We start from the raw sequence: 23,359 nt of genomic DNA on the forward strand, positions 1-23,359 counted from the left end.
CTCACGAGTGTAGAACGTGTTACAGTTTTTCGGCCAGCGGGTCGGTAGTTGAACGTTTCGCCAGGGAAGGTACGCTGAACGCAGAACTGGAACGAGTTCCGCAAGACAGGAGAAGGCCGATGCCGGGCAAGGCGAAGGCTCCGGCGGCGAAGGCGCGCACCGGACTGGGCACGATCGGCGAGGAGCTCGGCTCCGCGGCGCAGCGCGATCGCCGCCGCCGCATCATCGACGCCACGCTCGCGCTGGCCTCCAAGGGCGGTTACGACGCCGTGCAGATGCGGGCCGTCGCAGAGAAGGCCGACGTCGCCCTGGGCACGCTCTACCGCTACTTCCCGTCGAAGATCCACCTGCTCGTGTCCGGCCTCGCGCGGCAGTTCGAGCGCGCGCAGGAGAAGCTGGAACGCGCCGCGATCCCGGGTGAGACCCCTGCGGAACGGCTGATGTTCGTGCTGGGCCGCAACACGCGGCTCATGCAGCGCGACCCGCACCTGACCGAGGCGATGGTGCGCGCGTTCATGTTCGCCGACACGTCCGCCGCGGCCGAGGTCGAGCTCGTCGGCCGGCTCATGGAGGACATGTTCGCCCAGGCCATGGGCATCGCCGAGCCGACGGAGTCCGATCGCGACATCTTCCACGTCGTCGCCGACGTGTGGATGGCCAACCTCGTGGCGTGGGTGACGCGGCGGGCATCGGCCGCCGACGTCGCCCACCGCCTCGAGCTTTCGGTGCACCTGCTGCTGGACAAGTAGGGCCCGCACGCCGCGGGCCCCACTCGCGGCTCAGGCAGTGAGCTTCGGCAGGACTTCCTTGCCGAACACGTCGAGGAACTGGTCCTGGTTGCGCCCGACGTTGTGGATGTAGATGCGGTTGAAGCCGGCGTCGACGTACTTCTGCAGCGCCGCGCGGTGCTCGTCGGGGTCGGAGGAGACGACCATGCGGCCCTCGAAGTCCTCGCGGCGCACGAGCTTGGCCATCTGCGCGAAGTCGAACGGGGAACGCACGTCGGCCTTCGGGAACTTCATGCCGCCGTTGGGCCACTGGTCCATCGCGTTGGCCCACGCGGTCTCGTCGTCCTCGGCCCAGGACAGGTGCACCTGCAGCAGCTTCGGCATGTCGTCCGGGTTCTTCCCGGCCTTCTTCGCGCCGGCGTTGAAGTTGTCCAGGATCCCGGCCAGCTTCTCGATCGACGCGCCCGGGGTGATCAGCCCGTCGGCCAGCTCACCGGTCTTGCGCGAGGTGTAGGGCCCGGCCGAGGCGATGTAGACCGGCGGCGGGGTGTCGGGCAGGGTCCACAGGCGGGTGGTGTGCAGCTTGAAAAACTCGCCGTTGTGCTTGACGTCCTTGCCGGTGAACAGCTTCCGGATCACCTCCAGCGCCTCGAACATCCGCCGCACGCGCTCGGGCGCCTCGGGCCAGTAGCCGCCGATGATGTGCTCGTTGAGCGCCTCACCCGACCCGATCCCCAGCCAGGTCCGGCCCGGATAGGTCGCCTCCAGCGTCGCTGCCGCCTGGGCCACCATCGCCGGGTGCAACCGGAACGACGGGCACGTCACCCCGGGACCCAGGTCACCGGTGGTGTTCTCCGCCAGCGACGCCAGCATGCTCCACACGAACGACGACTCGCCCTGCTGCGGAACCCACGGCTGGAAGTGATCCGCCGCCATCTGCCCCGAGAAGCCCCGCTCCTCGCCCGCCTTCGCCAACCGAATCGACTCCCGCGGCGAGAACTGCTCCAACGCAGCCGCAAGACCGATCTGCACGTCACTCACGCGTCTTCCGCTCCTTCACCGGTACTTTTCGACGACCTCGACGAGGGCGTCGAGCCTCTCGAGGGTCTCCGCTTCGGGCCGCGTGCCGAGCAGGAGCGTGATGCGCTCCACCCCGGCCTCGGCGTAGGCCTCCAGCAGAGCCTCGTTCTTGCTGCCCACCGCGAACATCGACACCGGTGTCCCGGGGGCGAACTCGTCGCGCAGGGCCATGAGCTTCCCGACCCGCTCGGGCACGACCACTGAGTTCGGCATCCACACGCCGCCGTGGCGGGCCGCCCGCCGCGCCGCGTGCCGGCTGTTGCCGCCGACGTAGATCGGCGGATGCGGCTTCTGCGCCGGCTTCGGATAGGCGACGGCGCGGTCGAAGTGCGTGAACTCGCCGTGGAAGGTCGCCGCCTCGGCTGTCCACAGCTGCTTCATCGCGTCGAGCCGCTCGTCGAGCAGCCGGCCGCGCGTGTCGGGATCGGTGCCGTGGTCGCGCATCTCCTCGAGGTTCCAGCCCGCGCCCACGCCGAACACCACCCGTCCGCCCGACAGGTGGTCGAGCGAGGCGACCTCCTTGGCCGTCTGGATCGGGTCGCGCTGCGCCAGCAGGGCGACGCCGGTGCCCAGCAGCAGCGTCGAGGTCACCGACGCGGCGGCTGTGAGCGCCACGAACGGGTCGTACATCCGGTAGTACATCCGCGGGAGTTCCCCGCCCGCCGGATACGGCGACTGCCGGTCGGCGGGGATGTGCGAGTGCTCCCCGACGAACAGCGAGTCGAACCCGCGCTCCTCGACCCCGCGCGCGAGCGCGTCGGGCCGGATGCCCTCGTCCGTGACGAAGCTGAAGATCCCGAACTTCATGAGATCATCGAACCACGGGTCACCGGTGGTCCGCCGCGAGCCGCGCGAGGTCGTCGAGGGCGGCGAGCGTTTCGGCTTCGGGCAGGGTCGGCAGCATGAAGGTGTAGCGCTCCACGCCGGCTTCGGCGAAGCGCTTCACCGCGTCCGCGTCGGGAGCGCCCCCGAAAACGGTGAACGGCACGTCCGTGCGGCCCTGCTCGGCGAGCCACTCGCGCACGCGCTTGATCTCGTCGGACGGCGTCTGCTGGCGCGGCAGCCAGGCGTCGCCGAGGCGGGCGAGCCGGCGCAGCGCGGCCGGGCTCTCGCCGCCGACGTAGATCGGCGGGTGCGGCGTCTGCACGGGCTTCGGCCAGGCGAAGATCGGGTCGAAGTCGACGTGCTTGCCGTGGTACTCCGCCTGCTCCTCGGTCCAGACGGCCTTGAGCGCCTCGATCTGCTCGTCGATCAGCGCGCCACGAGTGGTCGGGTCCGTGCCGTGGTTGGCCATCTCCTCACGGTTCCAGCCCACCCCGACACCGAACGCCACCCGCCCGCGCGACACCAGGTCGAGTGACGCGACCTCCTTGGCCGTGTGGATCACGTCCCGCTGGATCAACAGCGCGATGCCCGTGCCCAGCACGAGGTTCGACGTGTTCACCGCCGCCGCGGTCAGCGCGACGAACGGGTCCAGCGTGCGCTTGTACTTCTCGGGCAGGTCGCCCCCACCGGGGTAAGGACTCTCCCGGCTCACGGGGATGTGCGAATGCTCGGCCAGGAACAGCGAGTCGAAGCCCCGCTCCTCCAGCGCCTCGCCCAGCACGTCGGGGCGGATGCCTTCATCGGTCACGAACGTGGAGATCCCGAAGTCCATGCCTCGTTCTACCCGCTGCGGCGGCGGCCTATTCCCGGTCTGGTTGAACCCTCACCGGATCGGTCTCATCTCACGCCGGGCCGGACCGTCGACGACGCGACGCCGGCCGGGCTCGAGGTAGACGAGCCGGGCCGGGTCCGCGCGCAGGTCCGGCGGCGGACCGCCGGACGCGCGGGACCCGGCCCGGTGCTCAGACGTTGCGCCGGTACTGGCCGCCGACCTCGAAGAACGCGTCGGTGATCTGGCCGAGCGAGCAGACCCGCGCGGCGTCCATCAGCACCCCGAACAGGTTGCCGCCGCGGGTCGCCGCCTCGCGGAGGGCCTTGAGGGCCTGCTGGGCGTCTTCGGCGTGGCGGTGCTGGAAGTCGGCGAGGCGGTCGAGCTGGGACTTCTTCTCGTCCTCCGTGGCGCGGGCCAGTTCGACCTCGACGTCTTCCTCGCCCGCGTGCGGGTTGCGGAAGGTGTTGACGCCGATGATCGGCAGCGAGCCGTCGTGCTTCTTGCGCTCGTAGAGGATGGACTCGTCCTGGATCTTGCCGCGCTGGTAGCCCGTCTCCATCGCGCCGAGCACGCCGCCGCGTTCGGAAATGCGGTCGAACTCGACCAGCACGGCTTCCTCGACCAGGTCGGTCAGCTCGTCGATGATGAACGAGCCCTGCAGCGGGTTCTCGTTCTTCGACAGGCCCCACTCCTTGTTGATGATCATCTGGATCGCCATCGCGCGGCGCACCGACGACTCGCTCGGCGTGGTGATGGCCTCGTCGAACGCGTTGGTGTGCAAGGAGTTCGCGTTGTCGTACAGCGCGCACAGGGCCTGCAGCGTGGTGCGGATGTCGTTGAAGCTCATCTCCTGCGCGTGCAGCGAGCGGCCCGAGGTCTGCACGTGGTACTTGAGCTTCTGCGAACGCTCGTTGGCCCCGTAGCGCTCGCGCATCGCCACGGCCCAGATCCGCCGCGCCACGCGGCCGAGCACCGAGTACTCCGCATCCATCCCGTTGGAGAAGAAGAACGACAGGTTGGGCGCGAAGTCGTTGATGTCCATGCCGCGCGCGAGGTACGACTCGACGTAGGTGAACCCGTTGGACAGCGTGAACGCCAGCTGCGAAATGGGGTTCGCCCCGGCCTCGGCGATGTGGTAGCCGGAGATCGAGACGGAGTAGAAGTTGCGCACCGCGTGCTGGATGAACCACTCCTGGATGTCGGCCATCATGCGCAGGCTGAACTCCGTGGAGAAGATGCAGGTGTTCTGCCCCTGGTCCTCCTTGAGGATGTCGGCCTGCACGGTGCCGCGCACGTTCTTCAGCGCCCACGCACGCAGCTCGGCAGCCTCCTCCGCCGACGGCTCGCGGCCGTGCTCGGCGCGGAAGGCGTCGAGCTTCTGGTCGATCGCGGTGTTGAGGAAGAACGCGAGGATCGTCGGCGCCGGGCCGTTGATCGTCATCGACACCGACGTGTTCGGCGCCGTGAGGTCGAAGCCGTCGTAGAGCACCTTCATGTCCTCGATCGTCGCGATCGAGACGCCCGAGGTGCCGACCTTGCCGTAGATGTCCGGGCGGGTGTCGGGGTCGTGGCCGTAGAGGGTCACGGAGTCGAAGGCCGTGGACAGGCGCTTGGCCTCGGAGTCGGCCGAGAGCAGCTTGAACCGGCGGTTGGTCCGGAAGGCGTCACCCTCGCCGGCGAACATGCGTGCCGGGTCCTCGCCGTCGCGCTTGAACGGGAACACGCCGGCCGTGTACGGGAAATACCCGGGCAGGTGTTCGCGACGAAGGAACGAGAGCAGCTCACCGGATTCGGTGTAGCGCGGCAGGGCGACGCGCGGGATCCGGTTGCCCGACAACGTGTCGCGCCACAGCTGCGTGCGCAGCTCCTTGTCGCGGACCTTCACCACGAGCTCGTCCTCGCGGTACTCCTCCGCCAGCGCGTGGAACCGCTCCAGCAGCTTGGTGGTCTCGCCGTCCACATCGGACTCGGCGGCGGCGAGCAGCCCGTCGAGCGCGTCGGTGGAAGCATCCACTTCGGACAGAGCAGCCTTCGCGGCGGCCAGGTGCTCGCGCTTGCGCACGGCGGCCACCTGCTTCCCGGTCTGCTCGTGGTAACCGCGCACGGTCTCGGCGATCTCCGAGAGGTAGCGCGCCCGGTTGCCCGGGATGACCGTGCTGGCGTCGGTGGACACCTTGCCCTCGACCGCGGGCAGCACGCCGGCCGACACCGACAGCCCGCGCTCGGCGAGCTGGTCGCGCAGGTTCTGGTACAGCGCGGTCACGCCGTCGTCGTTGAACTTCGCGGCGCTCGTGCCGAACACCGGCATGTCCTCAGGAGCCTTGTCGAAGGCCTCGCGGTTGCGCACGAGCTGACGCGCGACGTCGCGGCGGGCGTCCTCGGCGCCGCGGCGCTCGAACTTGTTGATGGCCACCACGTCGGCGAAGTCGAGCATGTCGATCTTCTCCAGCTGCGACGCGGCGCCGAACTCCGGCGTCATCACGTACAGCGACTCGTCCACGTAGTCGACGATGCCCGCGTCGCCCTGGCCGATGCCCGGCGTCTCCACGATCACGAGGTCGTAGCCCGCGGCCTTGCACGCGAGGATCGACTCGCGCAGCCCGGCGGGGATCTCGCCGCTCGTCGTGCGGGTCGCGAGGGAGCGGAAGTACACCGGAGAGCCGTCGAGGCAGTTCATCCGGATGCGGTCGCCGAGCAGCGCGCCGCCGCCCTTGCGCCGCGACGGGTCCACGGCGAGCACCGCGATCCGCAGCTTGTCCTCCTGGTCGAGGCGGAAGCGGCGGATGAGCTCGTCGGTGAGCGACGACTTGCCGGAACCGCCGGTACCGGTGATGCCGAGCACGGGCACGTGGCGCTTCTCGGCGGCCTCGGTGATGGCGGCGAGCCACCCTTCGGGCAGTTTTTCACGCTGCAGCTGGGTGATCACCCGCGCGAGCGCCGGCACGTCGCCGGAGAGCAGCTTGTCGATGGACACGGGCGGCTGCTCCGAGAGGTCCACGTCGCAGGCCTTGATCATCGAGTTGATCATGCCCGGCAGGCCCATCTCGTAGCCGTCCTCGGGCGAGAAGATCCGCGCCACGCCCCGCGAGTGCAGCAGGTCGATCTCCTCGCGGACGATCACGCCGCCCCCGCCGCCGAACACCTTGATGTGCCCCGCGCCGCGTTCGCGCAGCAGCTCCACCAGGTAGGAGAAGTACTCGACGTGGCCGCCCTGGTAGGCGGAGATGGCGATGCCCTGCACGTCTTCGGTGATGGCAGCGGTGGCCACCTCGTCGACCGAGCGGTTGTGCCCGAGGTGCACGACCTCGGCACCCTGCGACTGCAGGATCCGCCGCATGATGTTGATCGAGGCGTCGTGGCCGTCGAACAGGCTCGACGCGGTGACGAACCGGACCGGGTTCTCGGGGCGGTAGAGGTCGCTGCTCATCCTCCCAAAATACTTGGACTTCCTACTATTGGAAACCCGAGCGGCGGTGACGCAAGTCTCAAGCGGCTTCTGCACGCGGTTGACAGGAGCCAGCTGGGAGCTATATTCAACCTACAAGTTAATCAACCAAGCGATTGAGTACCGATGGCCACTGATCAGCTCAGCACCACCTTCGCCGCGTTGGCTGACCCCACGCGGCGGGCCATCCTCGCCCGGCTCGCCCAGGGCGACGCGACGGTGAACGAGCTGGCCGAGCCGTTCGAGGTAAGCCTGCAGGCGGTGTCGAAACACCTGAAGGTGCTGGAAGCGGCCGGGCTCATCACCCGCGGCCGGATGCGCCAGTGGCGCCCGTGCCGGCTCGAGACGAAACCACTCGTGGTCGTGGCCGACTGGGTCAACGAATACCGGCAGTTCTGGGAGGCGGGGTTCGACCGCTTGGACGAGCACCTGCGGCTCCTGCGGGAGCCCCGGAAGGAGACCGAGCAATGACGCAACGGGACCTGACCATCACGCGCGTGTTCGACGCCCCGCGGGAGCTGGTGTTCCGCGCGTGGACGGAGCCGGAGCGGCTCGCGAGCTGGCTCGGCCCGGAGAAGTTCGCCGCCTCGGGAGTCACGATCGACCTGCGGCCCGGCGGCGCGTGGCGCGCGCGGATCCACAGCGACGAGTACGACGTCGAGCGCTGGATGCAGGGCGCCTACCGCGAGATCAGCCCGCCCGGGCGGCTCGTGTTCACGTTCTCGTGGGACCAGCCCGACGACGTGGTCGGCGAGACGGTCGTGACGATCACGTTCACCGAGGCCGGCGACAAGACCGAGATGACGTTCCACCAAGCGCCCTTCCCCACCGAGGAAGAGCGCGCCGGCCACCAGGACGGCTGGAGCTCCACGTTCGAAAAGCTCGCCCACCACCTCGAGGAGGTCCGATGACCACCGCACTCCCCCGTGTCGTGTCCGCCGAGGACTGGCAGGCCGCGCGCGATGCCTTGCTGGCCAAGGAAAAGGAACTGATGAAGGCGGCCGACCACCTCACGGCCGAGCGCCGCCGGCTGCCGATGGTGCGCTTCGACAAGGCGTACGAGTTCACTTCGGCCGAGGGCAAGAAGAGCCTGCTGGACCTGTTCGACGGCCGGCGTCAGCTGATCGTCTACCACTTCATGCTGCACCCCGGCGACGAAGCGGGCTGCCCCGGCTGCTCGATGGTCGTGGACAACGTGCCGCACCTGGCGCACCTCAACGCCCGCGACATCACGTTCGTCGTCACCGCGCCCGCGACGCTGCCCGAGATCGAGCGGTACAAGGCCCGCATGGGCTGGGACCTGCCGTGGGTCTCGGCGAACGGCAGCGACTTCACCGAGGACTGCGGCGTCGGCCGGTTCTTCGGGACCAGCGTGTTCCTGCGTGACGGCGACGACGTCTACCGCACGTACTTCACCAGCGGCCGCGGTGCCGAGACGTTCTCCGCGGTGCACCGCTACCTCGACATCACGCCGTTCGGCCGGCAGGAGGCGTGGGAGGAGGAGTCGCGCGGCTCCGACGAGCCCGGCGGCTGGTGGCGCAGGCACGACGAGTACTGAGGCGTACCGACACGGCTTGAAACATCCAGCCGGTGCGGCGGAAACGGGCCGGTTCCTGGGGGACCGGCCCGTTTCCGCGGCCGGGGCAGGATTCTTTCGGCACCGATGTCCGGTCGCGGCGGCCGGCTCCGACCGTAGGCTGAACGGCGTCCGGCAGGGACGCCACTCGGTGAAGGAGCCCGATCATGGGTGATCTGGTGTACTACGTCCACGTCTCGGTCGACGGCTGCATCGAGGGCCCGAACGGCGAGTTCGACTGGCCGCGGATGGGGCCCGAGCTGTCCGCCCACTCGCACGAGCTCTCCGAGCGCGCCGCCGTGTTCGCCTACGGGCGGCGGGTGTGGGACATGATGGCGGGCTTCTGGCCGCACGCCGAGTCCATCTCGGACGATCCGCACGACATCGGCTTCGCGCCGGTGTGGCGGAAGACCCCCAAGGTCGTCTTCTCGCACACGCTCACCGACCCCGGGTGGGACACCGAGGTGCTCGGCGGCGACCTGACCGAGGAGGTCACGGCGCTGAAAGCGCGGCACACCAAGGACATCCTGCTCATGGGCGGCGCGGACGTGCCCGCACAGCTGAGCCGGCTCGGGCTGATCGACGAGTACAACGTGCTCGTGCACCCGGTGGTGCTGGGCGGCGACAAGCGGCCGTTCGCCGTCGACGCCGAGCGGCTCGGCCTGCGGCTCGTCCAGTCCCGCGTGATCGACGGCGCCGTGGTGCTGTTGCGGTATCGCCGGGCCACCGAGGAACGGTGACCCGGCCGCCGCAACGCCGAGGAACCCGCGTCAGCGGGCTTTGGCCGCCCGCAAGGCGATCCACTGCCGCATCGCGTACTCGACGAGCGTGATCAGCGTCTGCTTCGTCGACTCGCGGTCCCGCGCGTCACAACGGACGATGGGGATGCTGGGGTCGATCGACAGCGCCTCGCGCACGTCGTTGATGTCGTGCTCCAGTACCCCGTCGAACGTGTTGATGCCGACGATGTAGGGCAGGCCGCGGTCCTCGAAGAAGTCGATCGGCGCGAACGAGTCCGCCAGGCGGCGGGTGTCGGCCAGCACGACGGCGCCGATCGCGCCGCGGACCAGGTCGTCCCACATGAACCAGAAGCGCTGCTGGCCCGGGGTGCCGAACAGGTACAGGATCAGGTCGGCGTCGAGCGACACACGGCCGAAGTCCATGGCGACCGTGGTGGTCGTCTTGTTCGGGGTCTGGTCGAGGTTGTCGATGCCGCGGCTCGCGTCGGTCATCATCGCCTCGGTGGTGAGCGGAACGATTTCCGACACCGAACCCACGAACGTCGTCTTGCCCGCTCCGAAGCCGCCCGCCACCACGATCTTCGCTGATGTCATGGTCGGGGGCGCGGTTTCCCGCGGTGCCTTAAAGCCGACGGAGTCCACTCAAAACCCTTTCCATCAACATCAAGTGTGCTTCGGCGCCGTCATTGCCCGAAATCGTCCGGTGCACGGTGACGAGGCCCGCGTCGGCCGCGTCACTGATCAGCACCCTGGCGACACCCAGTGGCACCCGCAGGGCCGCCGCGACCTCGGCGACCGAGCGCGGGGTCCGGCACTCTTCCATGATCGAGATGCTCTCGATCTGTTCGGCCGCCGCCTCGGGGAAGCCCCCCGCGACGACGTGGTCATTGGTGGAGATCAGCGTCTCCAGCTCGAGCGCGTAGTTCGCTCGGGTCCGGCCGCCGGTGAGAGCGTACGGCCGCACGATCGACGTCTCCTCGGCCGGGTCCACCCGATCGGGGCGGTCCGGCCGGGTGAACGCGGCGGGCATCACGAACTCGCCGCTGGGCGGTCCGGGGTCGAAGAGCCCGCCTGGTCTAGGCCCATCCGCGTCGGTACTGCCCGGTGGAGAGACTAGAGAGGTCACTCGATCTCCTAACTCGGCCGGCGGCTCTGGCGCCGCCGGCGGTTCCTCCGCCGCGTGCGCTCCCGCGGGCGGGGGTTCGGGGGACTGGGACTCCTTACCGGTCTTCTTCCGCTTCTTGCGCGAGCGGCCCGAATCGAGGCTGAAGCCGTTGAGGAGGTCGGCGAAAGTGCCGTCGTCCTCACCGCGGGCAGCACCGGGAGCCCCCGCGCGCGGGGGTTCCTCGCTGTCTCCGGGCTCTCCGCCGAATAATCCGGGCCCCGTGCTCATCGCGTAATCATCCCACCGGTTCACCGATCAGCGACCCACCCGCGCCCTGCAGCTGCGCACGGAGTTCGGGGGTCAGGATCTGCCCCACGCGGTCCACGAGCATCGTCATCTCGTAGGCCACCTGGCCGATGTCGCAGTTGGGCGCCGCGAGGATCGCGAGGCACGAACCGTCGCTGATGGACATCAGCACCATGATGCCGAGCTCCATCTCGACCACGGTCTCGTTCACCGCGCCCGCCTCGAAGCACCGGGCCGCGCCCTGGGTGAGGCTCACGAGCCCGGAGGCAACCGCGGCCAGCTGGTCGGCGCGGTCGAGCGGCAGGCGGTTGGAGGCCGTGAGGAGGAGTCCGTCGGCCGACACCACCACGGCGTGCGCCACACCCGGGACCCGTTCGGCGAAGTCGTTGACCAGCCAGCCGAACTGGTTCTGCTGCGGCTGAGCCGTACTCGGCGAGGTCATTCACCCTCCAGTGTTTCGTGGTTGGTCTCAGTGGCCTGCCCAGTGCGGTGCCGGCCGCGCTGGATGCCCTGTTGGAAACTGCTCAGGCGGCCACGCACGTCGTGCGCGTCGCGGGTCGGACGGGGGTTCGCCGCTCCGGCGGGCGGCGGAGCGCTCCCGGGGAGCAGCTGCTCCCCGCGGCGACGCCGGGGCAATCCTGCCGAAGTGAACGAAGAGGGCGTCGACTGGGACACCGATTGGACCGTCCGCCAGCCCTCGTCGGACCCGAAAGCCCACTCCGTGGCGGGTGTCCCGGCCGCGGCGGCCTCCAGGTTCGCCACCGCGGCGGGCACCTGGTTCGGGTCGACGGCCGGCGGTCCCGGCGGCAGGTTGCTGGCGGCGGGACGCCGGGTGGGCAAGGACTCGGGCGCCGCGGGGCGGCCGGGCACCTCGCCTTCGGGGCGACGCACCGGGCGCGGGGTGGGCGACGGGCGGGCCGCCGTGCCGTTGCCATTGCCATTGCCGTTGCCGTTGCCGTTGCCGGTGGTCTCGGCCGGGGCCGTCCATCCACCCTGCGGGTCGAACGCCGGCGGCACCGGCTGGTCGGCCGCGGGCTCGGGCTGAGCGGTGCGGGCCGCACCGAACGCGCTCGCGACGCCGCGGCGGTCCGGCCGGGTCTCGCCGTCCTGCTCGCGCTCGGCCGCGGGCGTCTCCGCCTGGGCCACACCGAAAGCGTTCGCGGCGGCCGGCCGGGAGGGCGCGGCCCCGCTTGTCTGGTCGGTCCGGTCGAGCGGGTTGGCCTGTGCGGCCTGCTCGGCGGCGTCGGCCGCGGCCACCGCCGCGTCGAGGGCACCGACGAAACCGGGGTACTCGGCCGTGGTCTCGTTGTCCCCCACCGGATCCTGCTGGTCCGGACCACCGGTGCCGAACGCCTGCGCGGCACCAGGGTGGTCCGCCGCGGTCTGGCCGGCCTGCTCGCCGGCCGGGGCGAAACCAGGGGGCGCGAACCCGGTGCCGGGCTCGCCCTCCAGGCGGTTGAGCGCCGCGGCGCCCAGGCCCTGCTGGTCGGCGGTCGGCTCGACGGCTCCGTCGCGGACGTGCTGCCGGCCGCGGTTCACCCCGCGCTGGAAGCTGGTGAGGCGACCGCGGACGTCGGCCGGGTCGCGGACCGGCAGGCCCGGCTTGGCCGACTCGGCGGCGGGCAGCTCGTCCGGCGTCGCGCTGCCAGGCATGAGCTGTTCGCCGCGGCGACGGCGCGGCAGGCCCGCCTTCGTGAACGCCGTGGGTTCGACCTGCGAGACGGCCTGAACGGTGCGCCAGTTCTCGTCGCTCGCGAAGTCCCAGTTGCGCTCGTCCTGCTCCGGCGTGGTCACCGGGGCGACGCCGGGCTCCGGCTTCGCCACGTCGGCCGGCGGCTGCTCCCCCGCCTTCGGCTCGGTCTTCGCACCGGCCTGGCCGGTGTCCTCACCGGACTCACCGGGCTTTGCGGTCTTCTCGGTCTTCTCGGCCGTGGATTGGTCCGGACCGGTCTTGGCCGCCGTCTCGTCCGCGGGCGGCGCGGGCGAGCGGAACCACGCCGAGAGCATCTCGTCGAAGATCGGCGTGTTCTCGATCGTCGTCTCGGCGGCCGTGGGCGGCGGCACCTCCGGCACCTTCTGCGCCGCTTGGTTCCACCACTCGCTCAGGGTGGTCCCGTTGGCGGAGAACAGGTCCTTGCCCGAGGGCAGCTCGCGGGCGCGCTCGTCGGCGCGCTCGGCGTCCGCCGCGGGTTCCGGCTCCGGCCGCGGCGGCGGCACGTCGACGATCTGCGGCAGCTGCGGCACCGGCGGCTTGACCGGCGGCGCGGCGTCGTCCCGCGGGATCGGGCTGAACAGCGCGGTCCCGGAGATCTCGAGGTCCGACGGCGGGCGCACGCCCGGGTCGACGGTGTGGCCGTTGGCGAACCCGGCGAGGTCGCTCGCCGAGGGCCACAGCTGCTCGTCGGCCCCCTGGATCGGCTGCTGCGGCACGAGCGCGCGGTCCGCGGCCGGGCGCGCCGAGCCGTTGACCGGACGCTGGCGGCGCGGCAGGCCACCGGGGCTCGCGGGCGGCGCGGCGACGCTGCCGAACGGCCCCGCCGACTGCGGCGGATTCTCCAGCGCGGCACCGGTCATGACCAGCTCCGGCGGGACCACCACGGTGGCCCGCACGCCGACGATGTCCTTGCCACCGTGGAGCGAGACGCCGATGCGGTGGCGCCCGGCGAGGCGGCCGACCACGAACAGGCCCATGCGGCGCGAGGTCGCGAGGTCGACCGAGCCGGCCTCGGTGAGGCGGCCGTTGGCCTCGACCACCTCGTACTCGTTCATGCCGATGCCCTTGTCGAGGATGTCGACGTTGAGCGAGCCGTCGTCGGCCAGGCGCGTCGCCACGGTCACCTGCGTCTCCGGTGCGGAGAACGCGGTGGCGTTGTCGAGCAGCTCCGCGATGAGGCGCTGGACGTCGCTCGCGGCGAACCCGACGATCTTCACCGCCGGCGGCTGCTGCACCGAGACCCGTTGGTACTGCTCGATCTCCGACACGGCGGCGCGCAGCACGTCGTGCGCGGGCACGGGCTGGCCCGAGCGGCGGCCCGGCTCGGCGCCGGAGAGGACCATCAGGTTCTCGTTGTTGCGCCGCATCCGGGTGGCGAGGTGGTCGAGCTGGAAGAGCGTGGCGAGCTGGTCGGCGTCCTCTTCGTCGCGCTCCAGCCGCTCGATCAGCTGCAGCTGGCGCTGCACGAGGCTCTGGCTGCGGCGCGAGAGGTTGACGAACACGCTGCTGTAGCCCGCGCGCATCGCGGCCTGCTCGGTCGCGAGCCGCAGCGCCTGGCTGTGCACCTTCTCGAACGCGCGCGCGACCTCGCCGATCTCGTCGGCCACCCGCACGTTCACCGGCTCGACCTCGACGCTCTGCGCGCGGCCCTCCTGGATGTTGCGGACGGCGGCGGGCAGGTCCTTCTCCGCGACGTCCAGCGCGCTGCGGCGCAGTGTCTTCAGCGACCGCAGGATCTGGCGCGTGATGAGGAAGACGACCGCGGCGGCGGCGACCATCGCGGCGAACAGCAGCACGGCGAGCAGCCCGGCGCTGCTGCTGGCGCCTTCGACCAGCGCGGCGGACGCGGCGGTGGCGTCGGCGCCCATGCGGTTGCCGACCTCGGAGAGCTGGCCGACCACCGCGTTGGACGCGTTGTTCCACTCCTGCGACTGGACCTGCGACAGCCCCTGGTCGCTCGAGGGTCCCTGCTCGCCGAGGACGATGCCGACCATGCGCTTGCGGTCGTAGGCGGTGTCGGGCTTGAGGGTGCTCTCGAGGTCCTGGCGCTGCGGCGCGGTGGAGGCCGCGTTGAAGTCGTCGATGCGGTCGTCGTACCGCAGCTCCGCGTCGCGGACGTCGCTGAGCTGCTGCGGTTCCAGCGTGCCCTTCGCGATGCCGTACGACACCAGCGCCTGGCTGACCGAGACCTGCTCCTTGGCGGCCTCGAGGTCGTGCAGCGCGTTCGCCGTGCCGCCCAGCGCGTCGGCGCTCGCGCCCGCGGCCACCGCGGTGTCGGCGCCGATGAGGGCACCGGTCACGGCGTTGTAGTCGCCCACCGCCTCGGCGGCGTCGAGCAGGCCCGCGCCGACCTGCTGGCGGATCACGGCGATCTCGTTGACCTGCGCGGTCGCCGAGTTCACGGCACCGGACACACTGGACTCGGACCCGCCGACGCGGTTCGCCGCCGTGATGAATGGTTCGACCGCCGCGTCGGTGGCCGCGCGGGCGGCCTTCAGCTCGGGCGTGACGCCGGCGGTGCCCGCGGTGAGCTGCGCCGCGGTGAGCGTGCGCTCCTTCTGCAGGCCGTCGGTCAGCTTGCGCAGCTGGGTGCTCAGGCCGACCAGCTTGTCGATCCGCTCGTAGTCACCGGAACGGCTGACCTGTCCCACGATCGCGGTAATGCCGAGCACCAGCGCGAGGACGATGGGGACCAGCGTCACCGCCGAGAGCTTGACCGGAATGCTCCAGTCCCGCCAGCGCAGCGCCGCTCGCCAGCCCGAGGACCGGCTCGGTCGCCGGGGCGGGCGGCCGAGCAGCTTCTCAACAGGCACCTGGCCATCTCCTGCAACGGTCACGAAAGTGACTCCCTGTCCCGCGTCGTGGCTGCCCGTGGGCGGCTTCCGGTACTCCCGGAACGGTCCACGGCATTCCGCCGACCCGCGCGATCGACCCCGTGAGGACACGACCGTGCAGACCTGACACCGTGATCACCGGCGTGCTGCTTCCCGGGACTTTGCACGTGCACGGCGCAAGTTGCGTACTGCACGGCGGTGGTCGAGGTCAACTTGTCTGTGCCTATCGATCGCTGCGGTCAGCTGGGCCAAAGAATCGTACACCAATCCCGGCCGAGGATATTGTCTTGCGCTTCGCACGGCTGACCAGGGAAAAGTCGATTCGGCCCCGGTCGCGGCCCGGGGATTGGACCCCGAGCGGGACCGAAGAGGGAATTCCGGTTACCGGTTGCTCCGGGTCACGCCGCCCGCCAGTCACCCGATTAGCCCACGCAGGGTAGTCGAATCCCTCAGAGGATCTACGCTCCGTGCCCCCATCGGGTGGGACGCCTCCGAAGATGAACCCGATGTTGTGGTCTGGCAGGAACTCGCCGCCCGACCCGGTGATTTCTTTCGGGATCCACCACTGGCCTGCGAATCCTCGTCCCGACCCCACCGGAGGGACGCCGGACCGGGGCGTCGGCCCCGCACTTTGACTACCCGGTGTCACGGTATTCGTCCGATCATTGTCTGCATCTCAACCATTTGCCGCAGCGTTCCTCAGCTGCGACAACGTGGCGTGACATACGCTCTCACTATTGTGAGTGATCTGTTCGTGATCTTCATTGAGGGTGTCGTTTTCGCACATTTCCAGCCGGAAAACGAATTCCGGAGACCCTTCTCAGGAACCGGCTTTTTCCGGGATGAGACACCGTCGTTACTATGGCCGCCTCCCAGTCCGCAAGGGCAGACCGGGTGCCACTCGACCGAGGGGCCCCGACCCGGCCACCGCCACGGACGCAAGTTGCCGGAGGCAGCCATGCACAACGTCGCGAACACCCCCGCGGCGAGCACCCCGCTCGAGGAGACCGGACAGCTGCCGGCCATGTTCGCCCGCGAGGGCGCGGAGCCGGCGCCGGCGACCCGGCGCGGTCCCGACTACGACCTCATCCAGCGCAGCCCCGAGTTCACCGCACTGCGCCGGCGGTTCCGCAGATTCGTCTTCCCGATGAGCGCCGGCTTCTTCGTCTGGTACCTGACCTACGTGGTGCTGGCCGCGTACGCGAACGACTTCATGAGCACCCGCGTGTTCGGGCTCGTCAACGTGGGCATGCTGCTCGGCCTCGCGCAGTTCGTCACCACGGCGCTGATCACGCTCGTCTACGTCCGGTTCGCCAACCGGGAGGTGGACCCGCGGGTCGCCGAGCTGAGGGAACGGGCCGCCGTGACGGAAGGAACCCGCCAGTGACCACCACCGAGCTCGCCGAGAGCACCCCGGCGAGCAACCCGCTCGTGAACGTCGGGGTCTTCGCGCTGTTCGTCGCGATCACCCTGTTCGTCGTGTACCGCGCGGGCAACCGCGGCAAGAAGACCACCGCCGACTACTACGCGGCCGACAGCGCCTTCACCGGGCGGCAGAACGGCATCGCGCTCTCGGGCGACTTCCTGTCCGCCGCGTCGTTCCTGGGCATCGCGGGCGCCATCGCGATCCACGGTTACGACGGCTTCCTCTACTCCATCGGCTTCCTGGTCGCGTGGCTGGTCGACCTGCTGCTGATCGCCGAGCTGCTGCGCAACACCGGCCGGTTCACGATGGGCGACGTGCTGAGCTTCCGGATGAAGCAGCGCCCGGTGCGCGCGGCCTCGGCCGCCTCGACGCTCGTGATCTCGTTCTTCTACATGCTCGCGCAGATGGCGGGCGCCGGCGGCCTCGTCGCGCTGCTGCTCAACGTGCACTCCCGGCTGGGCCAGTCGCTGGTCATCGGTGTGGTCGGCCTCGTGATGGTCGTCTACGTGCTCGTCGGCGGCATGAAAGGCACCACCTGGGTGCAGATCATCAAGGCGAGCATCCTGCTCGTGGCCGCCACGCTGATCACCGTGTTCCTGCTGGGCAAGTACGGGTTCGACTTCTCCAACCTGCTCACCGCGGCCACGGACAACAGCCCGATGGGCACCAGCCTGCTGGAACCGGGCGGCTCGTACGGCGCCAGCGGCACCACGCGCCTGGACTTCGTGTCGCTGTCGCTCGCGCTCGTGCTCGGCGTCGCGTCGCTGCCCCACGTGCTGATGCGCTTCTACACCGTGCCCAACTCGCGCGAGGCGCGCCGCTCGGTGGTCTGGGCCACGGTCTGCATGTTCGTGTTCTACCTGTGCACGCTGGTGATCGGCTTCGGCGCCGCCGCGCTCGTGGGCAGCGACGAGATCAAGGCCGCGCCCGGCGGCGAGAACTCCGCGGCGCCGCTGCTGGCCCTGCACATCGGCGGCACGCTGCTGCTGGGCGTCATCTCGGCCGTCGCGTTCGCCACGATCCTCGCCGTGGTGGCGGGCCTGACGATCACCGCGTCCGCCTCGTTCGCCCACGACGTCTACGCGAACATCTTCAAGCGCGGCAAGGCCGAACCGGCCGACGAGGTCCGCGTCGCGCGCCTGACCGCCCTGGTCGTCGGCGTGATGGCCATCCTCGGCGGCATCCTCGCCAACGGCCAGAACATCGCGTTCCTCGTGGCGCTCGCCCTGGCGGTCGCCGCGTCGGCCAACCTGTCGACCCTGCTGTACTCGCTGTTCTGGAAACGGTTCAACACCACGGGCACCCTGTGGAGCATCTACGGCGGCCTCGCGGCGTGCCTGATCCTGGTGCTGTTCTCGCCGGTCGTGTCCGGCGCCGCCGACTCGATCTTCAAGAGCGTCGACTTCCACTGGTTCCCGCTCAAGAACCCGGGCCTGGTGTCGATCCCGTTCTCGTTCCTGTGCGGCTTCGTCGGCACACTGGTCGGCCGCTCGAAGGCCGACGGCGCCAAGCACGCCGAGATGGAGGTCCGGTCCTTGACCGGCATCGGGTCTTGACGGCTCTCCGGCTGTGACGAGAAGGGGCGGGTCCTGCGAGGGCCCGCCCCTTTTTTTGTCGTCAGCGACGACCGCGGTCGCGACGCACACCGACAAACTTCGCGAAGTTCACCCGCGCAAGCCGTCCAGCATGATCTTCATCAGGCGGGCCGCGTCCTCTTCGGACGCGTTCTTCGAGGCCGTGCCGATGCCGTGGCCGAGGCGCAGGACGTCGATGCCCGTGATGTCGGCGCGGACGTCGCCGGTGGTCTGGGCGGCGGTGACCAGGTCGGCGCACGCGGTGCGCAGGCGGGTCTGGCACCAGAGGAACGTTTCGGAGCCCGAGTCGATCGACGCTTTGAGCAGGGCGGCGAGGCCGTGGCGCTCGATGACGTACGCGACCTGCTCCCCCAGCCACGCCTGGAGCGCCTCCCACGGCGGCAGCTCGGCGGCGAGCACGGCGGCGCGCGAGGCGAGCTGGTCGATCTCGTCGCGGTAGACGGCTTCCATCAGCTTCTCGCGCGTCGGGAAGTGGCGGTACAGCGTGCCGGCGCCGACGCCGGCGCGTTTGGCGATGTCGTCGAGCGGGACGTCGACGCCGTGTTCCGCGAAGGCGTCCTTCGCGGTGGCCACGATGCGGTCGTAGTTCCGCTTCGCGTCCGCCCGCATCGGCCGCGCTGCCTCCGCCGTCATCCACGCACCTCCTCGCACCCGGCTCCCCAGAAAACGGAGAGATTCTCCGAATTCCCTTGCGGAACCGGAGACGCTCTCCATATTATCGCGGACGCAACCAAGTGGAGAGTTTCTCCACTTACTTCGTCCCTCTCTGGGGAGTCCTCCTTTGACCGAGTTGACCGAGCGAATCTCGTCGACCGAGCCTAGGCCGAGACACCGGACCGCCGCGTCCGGGCTCGTCCTCGCCATCGTGCTGACCTGCCAGCTCATGCTGATGCTCGACGCCACCGTGATGAACGTGGCGCTGCCCCGTATCCAGTCCAACCTGGGCTTTTCCGCCACCGGCCTGTCGTGGGTGATGACCTCCTACAGCCTCGTGTTCGGCGGCCTGCTGCTGCTCGGCGGACGCGCGGGTGACCTGTTCGGCCGCCGCCGGATGTTCGTGCTGGGCACGGCCGTGTTCACGCTCGCTTCGCTGGCCGGCGGGCTGAGCACGTCGGCCGGGTTCCTGATCGCCGCGCGCGTGGCCCAAGGCGTCGGCGCCGCGATGGCGGGGCCGAGCACGATCGCACTGATCACCACCACGTTCACCGAGGCCAAGGCGCGCGTGCGGGCGCTGTCGTTGTTCTCCGCCGTCGCCAGCGGCGGGTTCGCGATCGGCCTGATCGTGGGCGGTCTGCTGACCGAATGGATCTCGTGGCGGGCCGCGCTGTTCATCAACGTCCCGTTCGGGCTGGCCATCGCCGTGCTCGCACCGCGGTTCGTGCCCGCACCGCCGCGCCGGGCCGCGCACCTCGACGTGCCCGGGGCCGTGCTCGGCACGTTCGGCGTCGCCTCGCTCGTGCTGGCCTTCACGCAGGCCGCGTCCGACGGCTGGGGCGCACCGCTCACGCTCGCCGCGCTGGCGGCGGGCGTGGTGCTGCTGATCGCCTTCGTGCTGCTGGAGCGGCGCGTGGCCCATCCGCTGGTACCGCTGTGGCTCTTCGCCGAACGCAACCGGGCCGCCGCCTACGCCAGCTTCTTCCTCGGGCCGATGGCGATGATGTCGATGTTCTTCTTCCTGACGCAGTTCCTGCAGGACGTGCGCCACTTCGCCGCGCTGGCCACGGGGTTCGCGTTCCTGCCGATGGCCGCGTCGATCTTCACGCTCAGCCGGCTCATGCCGCGCCTGCTCGCGCGCTTCGGCCCGAAGCCGCTGGCCGTGACGGGCACGGTGCTGATGGTCTCCGGCGTCGCGTGGCTTTCGGCGCTGACGCCGGACAGCGGATACGTCGCTTCGCTGCTCGGGCCGCTGCTGCTGATGGGCGTCGGCGGCGGGCTGGCGTTCTCGCCGCTCAACGTGATCATCATGTCCACCGTGCCCACCGAGGACGCGGGAGCCGCAGGTGGCGTGCTGCAGACCATGCAGCAGGTCGGCAGCACGCTCGGCCTCGGGATCCTGGTGACGGTGTTCGGCGCGGCGACGCGTTCGGCCGCGGCTTCGGGAGCCACCGGCACGCCGTTGCTGGTCGACGGGATGACGGCCGCGTTCCTCGCGGCGAGCGGACTGGCCGCCCTCACCGTCGGGGTCGCGCTGACCTTCCGGCGGGGAAAAGCCGTGCCGGCTTAGAAGATGTCCTGACCCGCGTGCACCCGGTGCGTCACCCGGCGTTCGACGATGAACGAGACGAACGGGACACAACCGGCGAGCAGCACGAGGATCGTGCTCTTGATCGACCAGCGGGCCTTGATCGCGAGGTCGATGCTGCAGGCCAGGTAGATCATGTAGAGGACACCGTGGATCGGCGAGTACACGGCGGCGGGCGTGGCGTTGCCGAAGCCGTACTCGACCACCATGGTCGCGCAGAGCACGAGCAGGCCGACACCGGTGATCCACGCGGTGGTGCGGAACCGCACCAGGGCTCCGTTCAGTCGCGCCGGGCGGGTCTGGGCCGCACCGTCGGTGCTCGTGGTCATGGGTTCGTCCTCACTTCCGAGGTGGTGGTTCAGGCCTGCTGGTCGCGGGCGTTGAGCTCGCGCAGGTAGCGGTTGTACGCGGCGAGCTCGTCGTCCTCTTCGGCCACGGGGCGGGGCGCCGGGGGACGCGCGGGCGTCGAGGGCCTCGGGGCGGGCACGGTCACCTGGACCTGCTCGGCCTGGGCCTCGGCGCTCTCGCCCTGGGACTCTTCCCGTTCGCGCAGCTTCTTGATCCGCCAGAACATGAACGCGGGGAACAGCCCGAACAGCGGCCACTGCAGCACGTAGCCGAGGTTCTGGAACGTGCCGTTGGCGGAGGTGAACCGGTCCCACTGCCACCACGCCAGCCCGCAGCACAGCAGCAGGCTCACCACGCACGTCGCGGCGATCAGGAGCCTGCGCCCGAGCGGGGACACGGCCGGGCCGGAGTTCACTGCCACGGCCCTGACGCTAGCACTGGGAACCAGGGCCGAAGCTGAGAGGCGGGCCCGCACGTGGTCCGTCTCTCAGCCGGTGACCTCGTGGTTCGCACGGATTTCACACCGGCGCGGACGCCGGCCCGCCCGGATTCCGGACCAACGGGCCTCAACCGGCCCGCACGGCCTTCGCCGACTGCGCGTAGCCGTCGGCGAGGCCGAAGACCTTCTGGGCGTATTCGGTGGAGTTGTTGTACGACAGGATCCCCGACCACCAGCCCGACGGCGTGGCCATGTCGCGCCCGCCCGCGCACAGGTAGCGGCCGGCGGCCAGCGCGGCGTCGTCGATCTGCTGCGGGTCGCCGAGGCCGTCGCCGTTGCCGTCGGCGGCCCACTTGCGCCAGGTGCTGGGGATGAACTGCATCGGGCCCACGGCCCGGTCGGCCACGGGGTCGCCGTCGAAGCGGCCGCCGTCGGTGTCGCTGATGGCACGCACGCCCGACGAACCGTCGAGCGGGACGCCGATGATCGGCTTGGACGGGCGGCCGTCGGCGCCGAGCACCGCGCCGCCGTACTGGCCGTGGTTCGACTCGATGCGGCCGATGCCGGCGAGCGTGGCCCACGAGATGCGGCAGCCCGGGTCGGCCGAGCGCATCGCGAGCTCCGCGTTGCCATACGCGCGCAGCGCCCGCGCGGGCACTCCGGTGACGGCGGCGACCTTCTTGGCCCAGTCGTCGAGCGGGTCGGCGGTGGAGCGCGCCGACTGCGGGGTGGTCTGCTGGTCCGCACCACCCGCGACGACGGCGCTGACGGGCGCGATCGAGCCCGGGCGCACGTCGGCCGCTTTCACGCTCAACGCGGGGATGTCCGTGGTCGTCGGGCTCGCGACCGGCGCCGACGCCCGCGTGACGAGCCACGTACCGCCACCCGCCACCGCGAGGACCACCAGAACCACCGCGAGCCGCACCGCCACGGCCGCGCCCCCTCGGGAACGGCGTCGGGCAGGTGCGCCCGCGGGGGCGGCCTGCGTCTCGGCTGTGGTCTCGCCGTCGGCGTTTCCGGTGAGGGGCACGAACTCCGGTCCTCCAGCGTGGCGGTCGGTCGATCACACAACGAGCCCGCGCAGGTTAGCGTTACGGACGGGTTCGGATCGCTGCCGCCACGCCGGTTCACCCGGCCGTGTCGAAAGGGTGGTTCAGGCGGACTTCTGCTGCCGCGCGAGACGCGCGACGCACCAGGCCGGGGCGCTGCCGCGGCGCAGGTGCTGGAGCACGGTCATCGGGCCCAGCCGGCGGCTGAGGTCCGAGGGCTGCAGGCCCGCCGCGCGGTAGTCGAGGGCCCGCTGGTCGAGCGGGCTGATGCCGGCGTCCCACCACAGCTCGGCCTCGGCGACGTCGCCGACCATCTGCCACCAGCCGGCGGCGGCCACGAGCAGTTCGTCGGGGACCTCGGGCAGGCGCACGCGCATGGCGTCGAGGTAACCGGGGTCCGCGGCGTCGACCTGCGCCCAGCGCGAAGGACCGGACCTCGCGCGCTGACCGGGGATGCCGGGCGGAGCCTGGGGCGCGTCGGCCAGCCAGGCGGACGTGATGCGGCTGACCTCCTGCTCCTCGGCGGTCTGCTCGCGCTCCGCGGCCCACTGCCGGATCAACGCGTCCACTCCGGGATCTCCGGTCATCCCTGCCTCCTCATTGGTCCCCGACGGGCCGGCCCTGACGCCTGCCCCGTTGCGCGTCCACGACTTGCACCCAATGCGCGTGACCGAGCGGAAAAACCCCGCTGTGACCCGGCTCCCGGGGGACCGGAGAACCGGCTGATCACGCAATGTGAGCACCGTAGGGCCGGGCGCGCTTTCTGCGCCATACCCCGGGCCCCACAAATTCCTTGACCAGGCCCTTTCAGGGGGCAATCCACCCGGATGGTCGAGCGATCAGCCCGGATCTCGGGATCGCGTTACTCTCGGTAATTACCGGCGGGTAACGAGGCCCGCGGTGATCACGCGAACAGGGTCTGGAAGAACGTGATGATGGCTTCGGCCCCGTCGCGCAGCCAGCCGAGCACCTGGTGCACGAGGTTGGCCGACTGGGTGGGCTGGGTGATCAGGAAGAACAGCACGAGGACGACCACCCCGATGACCACGATCTTCTTCACGCCGCCTGACATGGC

Annotated in this window: 22 protein-coding genes; 8 read left to right on the top strand and 14 right to left on the bottom strand. The window is 70.3% G+C overall.

Annotated features, from left to right (window positions below):
- The first annotated feature begins 119 nt into the window (after positions 1-119).
- On the top strand, positions 120-749 hold the full coding sequence (kstR, locus tag AB0878_RS29415; protein ID WP_366583462.1) for a cholesterol catabolism transcriptional regulator KstR: 630 nt from the start codon (positions 120-122) through the stop codon (positions 747-749).
- Between the two features lie 30 nt (positions 750-779).
- Here kstR and AB0878_RS29420 read toward each other — a convergent pair whose 3' ends face one another.
- The 4 genes from AB0878_RS29420 to icmF all read right to left on the bottom strand — a co-directional run bounded on the left by AB0878_RS29420 (position 780) and on the right by icmF (position 6,892).
- Positions 780-1,769, bottom strand: a complete 990-nt coding sequence (locus AB0878_RS29420; RefSeq protein WP_366583463.1) for a TIGR03557 family F420-dependent LLM class oxidoreductase — start codon at positions 1,767-1,769, stop codon at positions 780-782.
- Positions 1,770-1,784: 15 nt separating this feature from the next.
- Entirely contained in the window at positions 1,785-2,615 is an 831-nt protein-coding gene (locus tag AB0878_RS29425) for an LLM class F420-dependent oxidoreductase (protein WP_366583464.1), read from the bottom strand.
- A 19-nt stretch (positions 2,616-2,634) separates the two neighbouring features.
- The gene (locus AB0878_RS29430; protein WP_366583465.1) at positions 2,635-3,465 is read right to left on the bottom strand and encodes an LLM class F420-dependent oxidoreductase; all 831 of its coding nucleotides are present in this window, start codon (positions 3,463-3,465) and stop codon (positions 2,635-2,637) included.
- A 190-nt stretch (positions 3,466-3,655) separates the two neighbouring features.
- The gene (gene icmF, locus AB0878_RS29435; RefSeq protein ID WP_366583466.1) at positions 3,656-6,892 is read right to left on the bottom strand and encodes a fused isobutyryl-CoA mutase/GTPase IcmF; all 3,237 of its coding nucleotides are present in this window, start codon (positions 6,890-6,892) and stop codon (positions 3,656-3,658) included.
- Positions 6,893-7,036: 144 nt separating this feature from the next.
- On the opposite strand from icmF, the gene AB0878_RS29440 reads away from it, so the two are divergent.
- From AB0878_RS29440 to AB0878_RS29455, 4 genes are all read left to right on the top strand, one after another.
- A complete protein-coding gene (locus AB0878_RS29440; protein WP_366583467.1) occupies positions 7,037-7,381 on the top strand; it encodes a metalloregulator ArsR/SmtB family transcription factor in 345 nt (114 codons plus the stop codon).
- Positions 7,378-7,821: an SRPBCC domain-containing protein gene (locus AB0878_RS29445; protein WP_366583468.1), complete on the top strand. Its 444-nt coding sequence runs from the start codon at positions 7,378-7,380 to the stop codon at positions 7,819-7,821. Before AB0878_RS29440 ends, AB0878_RS29445 begins: the two co-directional genes overlap by 4 nt.
- Complete coding sequence (locus tag AB0878_RS29450) at positions 7,818-8,468, top strand: DUF899 domain-containing protein (RefSeq protein WP_366583469.1); 651 nt, start codon at positions 7,818-7,820, stop codon at positions 8,466-8,468. The genes AB0878_RS29445 and AB0878_RS29450 overlap by 4 nt, the downstream gene beginning before the upstream one ends.
- A 185-nt stretch (positions 8,469-8,653) precedes the next feature.
- Entirely contained in the window at positions 8,654-9,226 is a 573-nt protein-coding gene (locus AB0878_RS29455) for a dihydrofolate reductase family protein (protein WP_366583470.1), read from the top strand.
- Between the two features lie 30 nt (positions 9,227-9,256).
- Here the strand turns inward: AB0878_RS29455 and AB0878_RS29460 are convergent, their stop codons facing one another.
- From AB0878_RS29460 to AB0878_RS29475, 4 genes are read right to left on the bottom strand one after another with little or no spacing between them, the layout of a single operon-like run.
- Entirely contained in the window at positions 9,257-9,868 is a 612-nt protein-coding gene (locus AB0878_RS29460) for an ATP/GTP-binding protein (RefSeq protein WP_204090344.1), read from the bottom strand.
- Positions 9,849-10,619: a DUF742 domain-containing protein gene (locus AB0878_RS29465; protein ID WP_366583471.1), complete on the bottom strand. Its 771-nt coding sequence runs from the start codon at positions 10,617-10,619 to the stop codon at positions 9,849-9,851. Before AB0878_RS29465 ends, AB0878_RS29460 begins: the two co-directional genes overlap by 20 nt.
- Positions 10,620-10,626: 7 nt before the next feature.
- Positions 10,627-11,079 (bottom strand): roadblock/LC7 domain-containing protein, encoded by a 453-nt coding sequence (locus AB0878_RS29470; RefSeq protein WP_220238205.1) that lies wholly within the window; start codon positions 11,077-11,079, stop codon positions 10,627-10,629.
- Entirely contained in the window at positions 11,076-15,164 is a 4,089-nt protein-coding gene (locus tag AB0878_RS29475) for a nitrate- and nitrite sensing domain-containing protein (RefSeq protein WP_366583472.1), read from the bottom strand. Before AB0878_RS29475 ends, AB0878_RS29470 begins: the two co-directional genes overlap by 4 nt.
- Positions 15,165-16,143: 979 nt before the next feature.
- Here AB0878_RS29475 and AB0878_RS29480 point away from each other — a divergent pair.
- Both AB0878_RS29480 and AB0878_RS29485 read left to right on the top strand, forming a co-directional pair.
- Positions 16,144-16,572, top strand: a complete 429-nt coding sequence (locus tag AB0878_RS29480; RefSeq protein WP_366583473.1) for a DUF485 domain-containing protein — start codon at positions 16,144-16,146, stop codon at positions 16,570-16,572.
- Positions 16,569-18,167, top strand: a complete 1,599-nt coding sequence (locus tag AB0878_RS29485; RefSeq protein ID WP_366583474.1) for a cation acetate symporter — start codon at positions 16,569-16,571, stop codon at positions 18,165-18,167. Before AB0878_RS29480 ends, AB0878_RS29485 begins: the two co-directional genes overlap by 4 nt.
- Positions 18,168-18,275: 108 nt before the next feature.
- On the opposite strand, the gene AB0878_RS29490 is transcribed toward AB0878_RS29485, so the two are convergent.
- Positions 18,276-18,839 carry a helix-turn-helix domain-containing protein gene (locus AB0878_RS29490; protein ID WP_366583475.1) on the bottom strand — a complete coding sequence of 188 codons (564 nt, stop codon included), beginning with the start codon at positions 18,837-18,839 and terminating at the stop codon, positions 18,276-18,278.
- 148 nt (positions 18,840-18,987) lie between these two features.
- Here AB0878_RS29490 and AB0878_RS29495 point away from each other — a divergent pair, with 148 nt between their 5' ends.
- Positions 18,988-20,430, top strand: a complete 1,443-nt coding sequence (locus AB0878_RS29495; protein WP_366583476.1) for an MFS transporter — start codon at positions 18,988-18,990, stop codon at positions 20,428-20,430.
- Here the strand turns inward: AB0878_RS29495 and AB0878_RS29500 are convergent.
- The 5 genes from AB0878_RS29500 to AB0878_RS29520 all read right to left on the bottom strand — a co-directional run bounded on the left by AB0878_RS29500 (position 20,427) and on the right by AB0878_RS29520 (position 23,356).
- A complete protein-coding gene (locus AB0878_RS29500) occupies positions 20,427-20,777 on the bottom strand; it encodes a DUF3817 domain-containing protein (protein WP_366583477.1) in 351 nt (116 codons plus the stop codon). The genes AB0878_RS29495 and AB0878_RS29500 overlap by 4 nt on opposite strands.
- Before the next feature lie 29 nt (positions 20,778-20,806).
- Positions 20,807-21,217, bottom strand: a complete 411-nt coding sequence (locus AB0878_RS29505) for a hypothetical protein (RefSeq protein WP_366583478.1) — start codon at positions 21,215-21,217, stop codon at positions 20,807-20,809.
- Between the two features lie 145 nt (positions 21,218-21,362).
- Entirely contained in the window at positions 21,363-22,166 is an 804-nt protein-coding gene (locus tag AB0878_RS29510) for a lytic murein transglycosylase (protein ID WP_366583518.1), read from the bottom strand.
- A gap of 222 nt (positions 22,167-22,388) precedes the next feature.
- On the bottom strand, positions 22,389-22,871 hold the full coding sequence (locus AB0878_RS29515; RefSeq protein ID WP_366583479.1) for a helix-turn-helix transcriptional regulator: 483 nt from the start codon (positions 22,869-22,871) through the stop codon (positions 22,389-22,391).
- Between the two features lie 317 nt (positions 22,872-23,188).
- Positions 23,189-23,356 (bottom strand): hypothetical protein, encoded by a 168-nt coding sequence (locus tag AB0878_RS29520; protein WP_220238194.1) that lies wholly within the window; start codon positions 23,354-23,356, stop codon positions 23,189-23,191.
- Positions 23,357-23,359 lie beyond the last annotated feature (3 nt).

The sequence above is a fragment of the Amycolatopsis sp. NPDC047767 genome (assembly GCF_040704195.1).
Taxonomy (GTDB): Bacteria; Actinomycetota; Actinomycetes; order Mycobacteriales; family Pseudonocardiaceae; genus Amycolatopsis.

Excerpts from the sequence above, each read along its gene's own strand:
- AB0878_RS29520 (WP_220238194.1), bottom strand. The coding sequence starts at position 23,356 with ATGTCAGGCGGCGTGAAGAAGATCGTGGTCATCGGGGTGGTCGTCCTC.
- AB0878_RS29480 (WP_366583473.1), top strand. The coding sequence starts at position 16,144 with ATGCACAACGTCGCGAACACCCCCGCGGCGAGCACCCCGCTCGAGGAG.
- AB0878_RS29425 (WP_366583464.1), bottom strand. The coding sequence starts at position 2,615 with ATGAAGTTCGGGATCTTCAGCTTCGTCACGGACGAGGGCATCCGGCCC.
- icmF (WP_366583466.1), bottom strand. The coding sequence starts at position 6,892 with ATGAGCAGCGACCTCTACCGCCCCGAGAACCCGGTCCGGTTCGTCACC.
- AB0878_RS29490 (WP_366583475.1), bottom strand. The coding sequence starts at position 18,839 with ATGACGGCGGAGGCAGCGCGGCCGATGCGGGCGGACGCGAAGCGGAAC.
- AB0878_RS29515 (WP_366583479.1), bottom strand. The coding sequence starts at position 22,871 with ATGACCGGAGATCCCGGAGTGGACGCGTTGATCCGGCAGTGGGCCGCG.
- AB0878_RS29465 (WP_366583471.1), bottom strand. The coding sequence starts at position 10,619 with ATGAGCACGGGGCCCGGATTATTCGGCGGAGAGCCCGGAGACAGCGAG.
- AB0878_RS29445 (WP_366583468.1), top strand. The coding sequence starts at position 7,378 with ATGACGCAACGGGACCTGACCATCACGCGCGTGTTCGACGCCCCGCGG.
- AB0878_RS29500 (WP_366583477.1), bottom strand. The coding sequence starts at position 20,777 with ATGACCACGAGCACCGACGGTGCGGCCCAGACCCGCCCGGCGCGACTG.
- kstR (WP_366583462.1), top strand. The coding sequence starts at position 120 with ATGCCGGGCAAGGCGAAGGCTCCGGCGGCGAAGGCGCGCACCGGACTG.
- AB0878_RS29440 (WP_366583467.1), top strand. The coding sequence starts at position 7,037 with ATGGCCACTGATCAGCTCAGCACCACCTTCGCCGCGTTGGCTGACCCC.
- AB0878_RS29430 (WP_366583465.1), bottom strand. The coding sequence starts at position 3,465 with ATGGACTTCGGGATCTCCACGTTCGTGACCGATGAAGGCATCCGCCCC.
- AB0878_RS29470 (WP_220238205.1), bottom strand. The coding sequence starts at position 11,079 with ATGACCTCGCCGAGTACGGCTCAGCCGCAGCAGAACCAGTTCGGCTGG.
- AB0878_RS29455 (WP_366583470.1), top strand. The coding sequence starts at position 8,654 with ATGGGTGATCTGGTGTACTACGTCCACGTCTCGGTCGACGGCTGCATC.
- AB0878_RS29450 (WP_366583469.1), top strand. The coding sequence starts at position 7,818 with ATGACCACCGCACTCCCCCGTGTCGTGTCCGCCGAGGACTGGCAGGCC.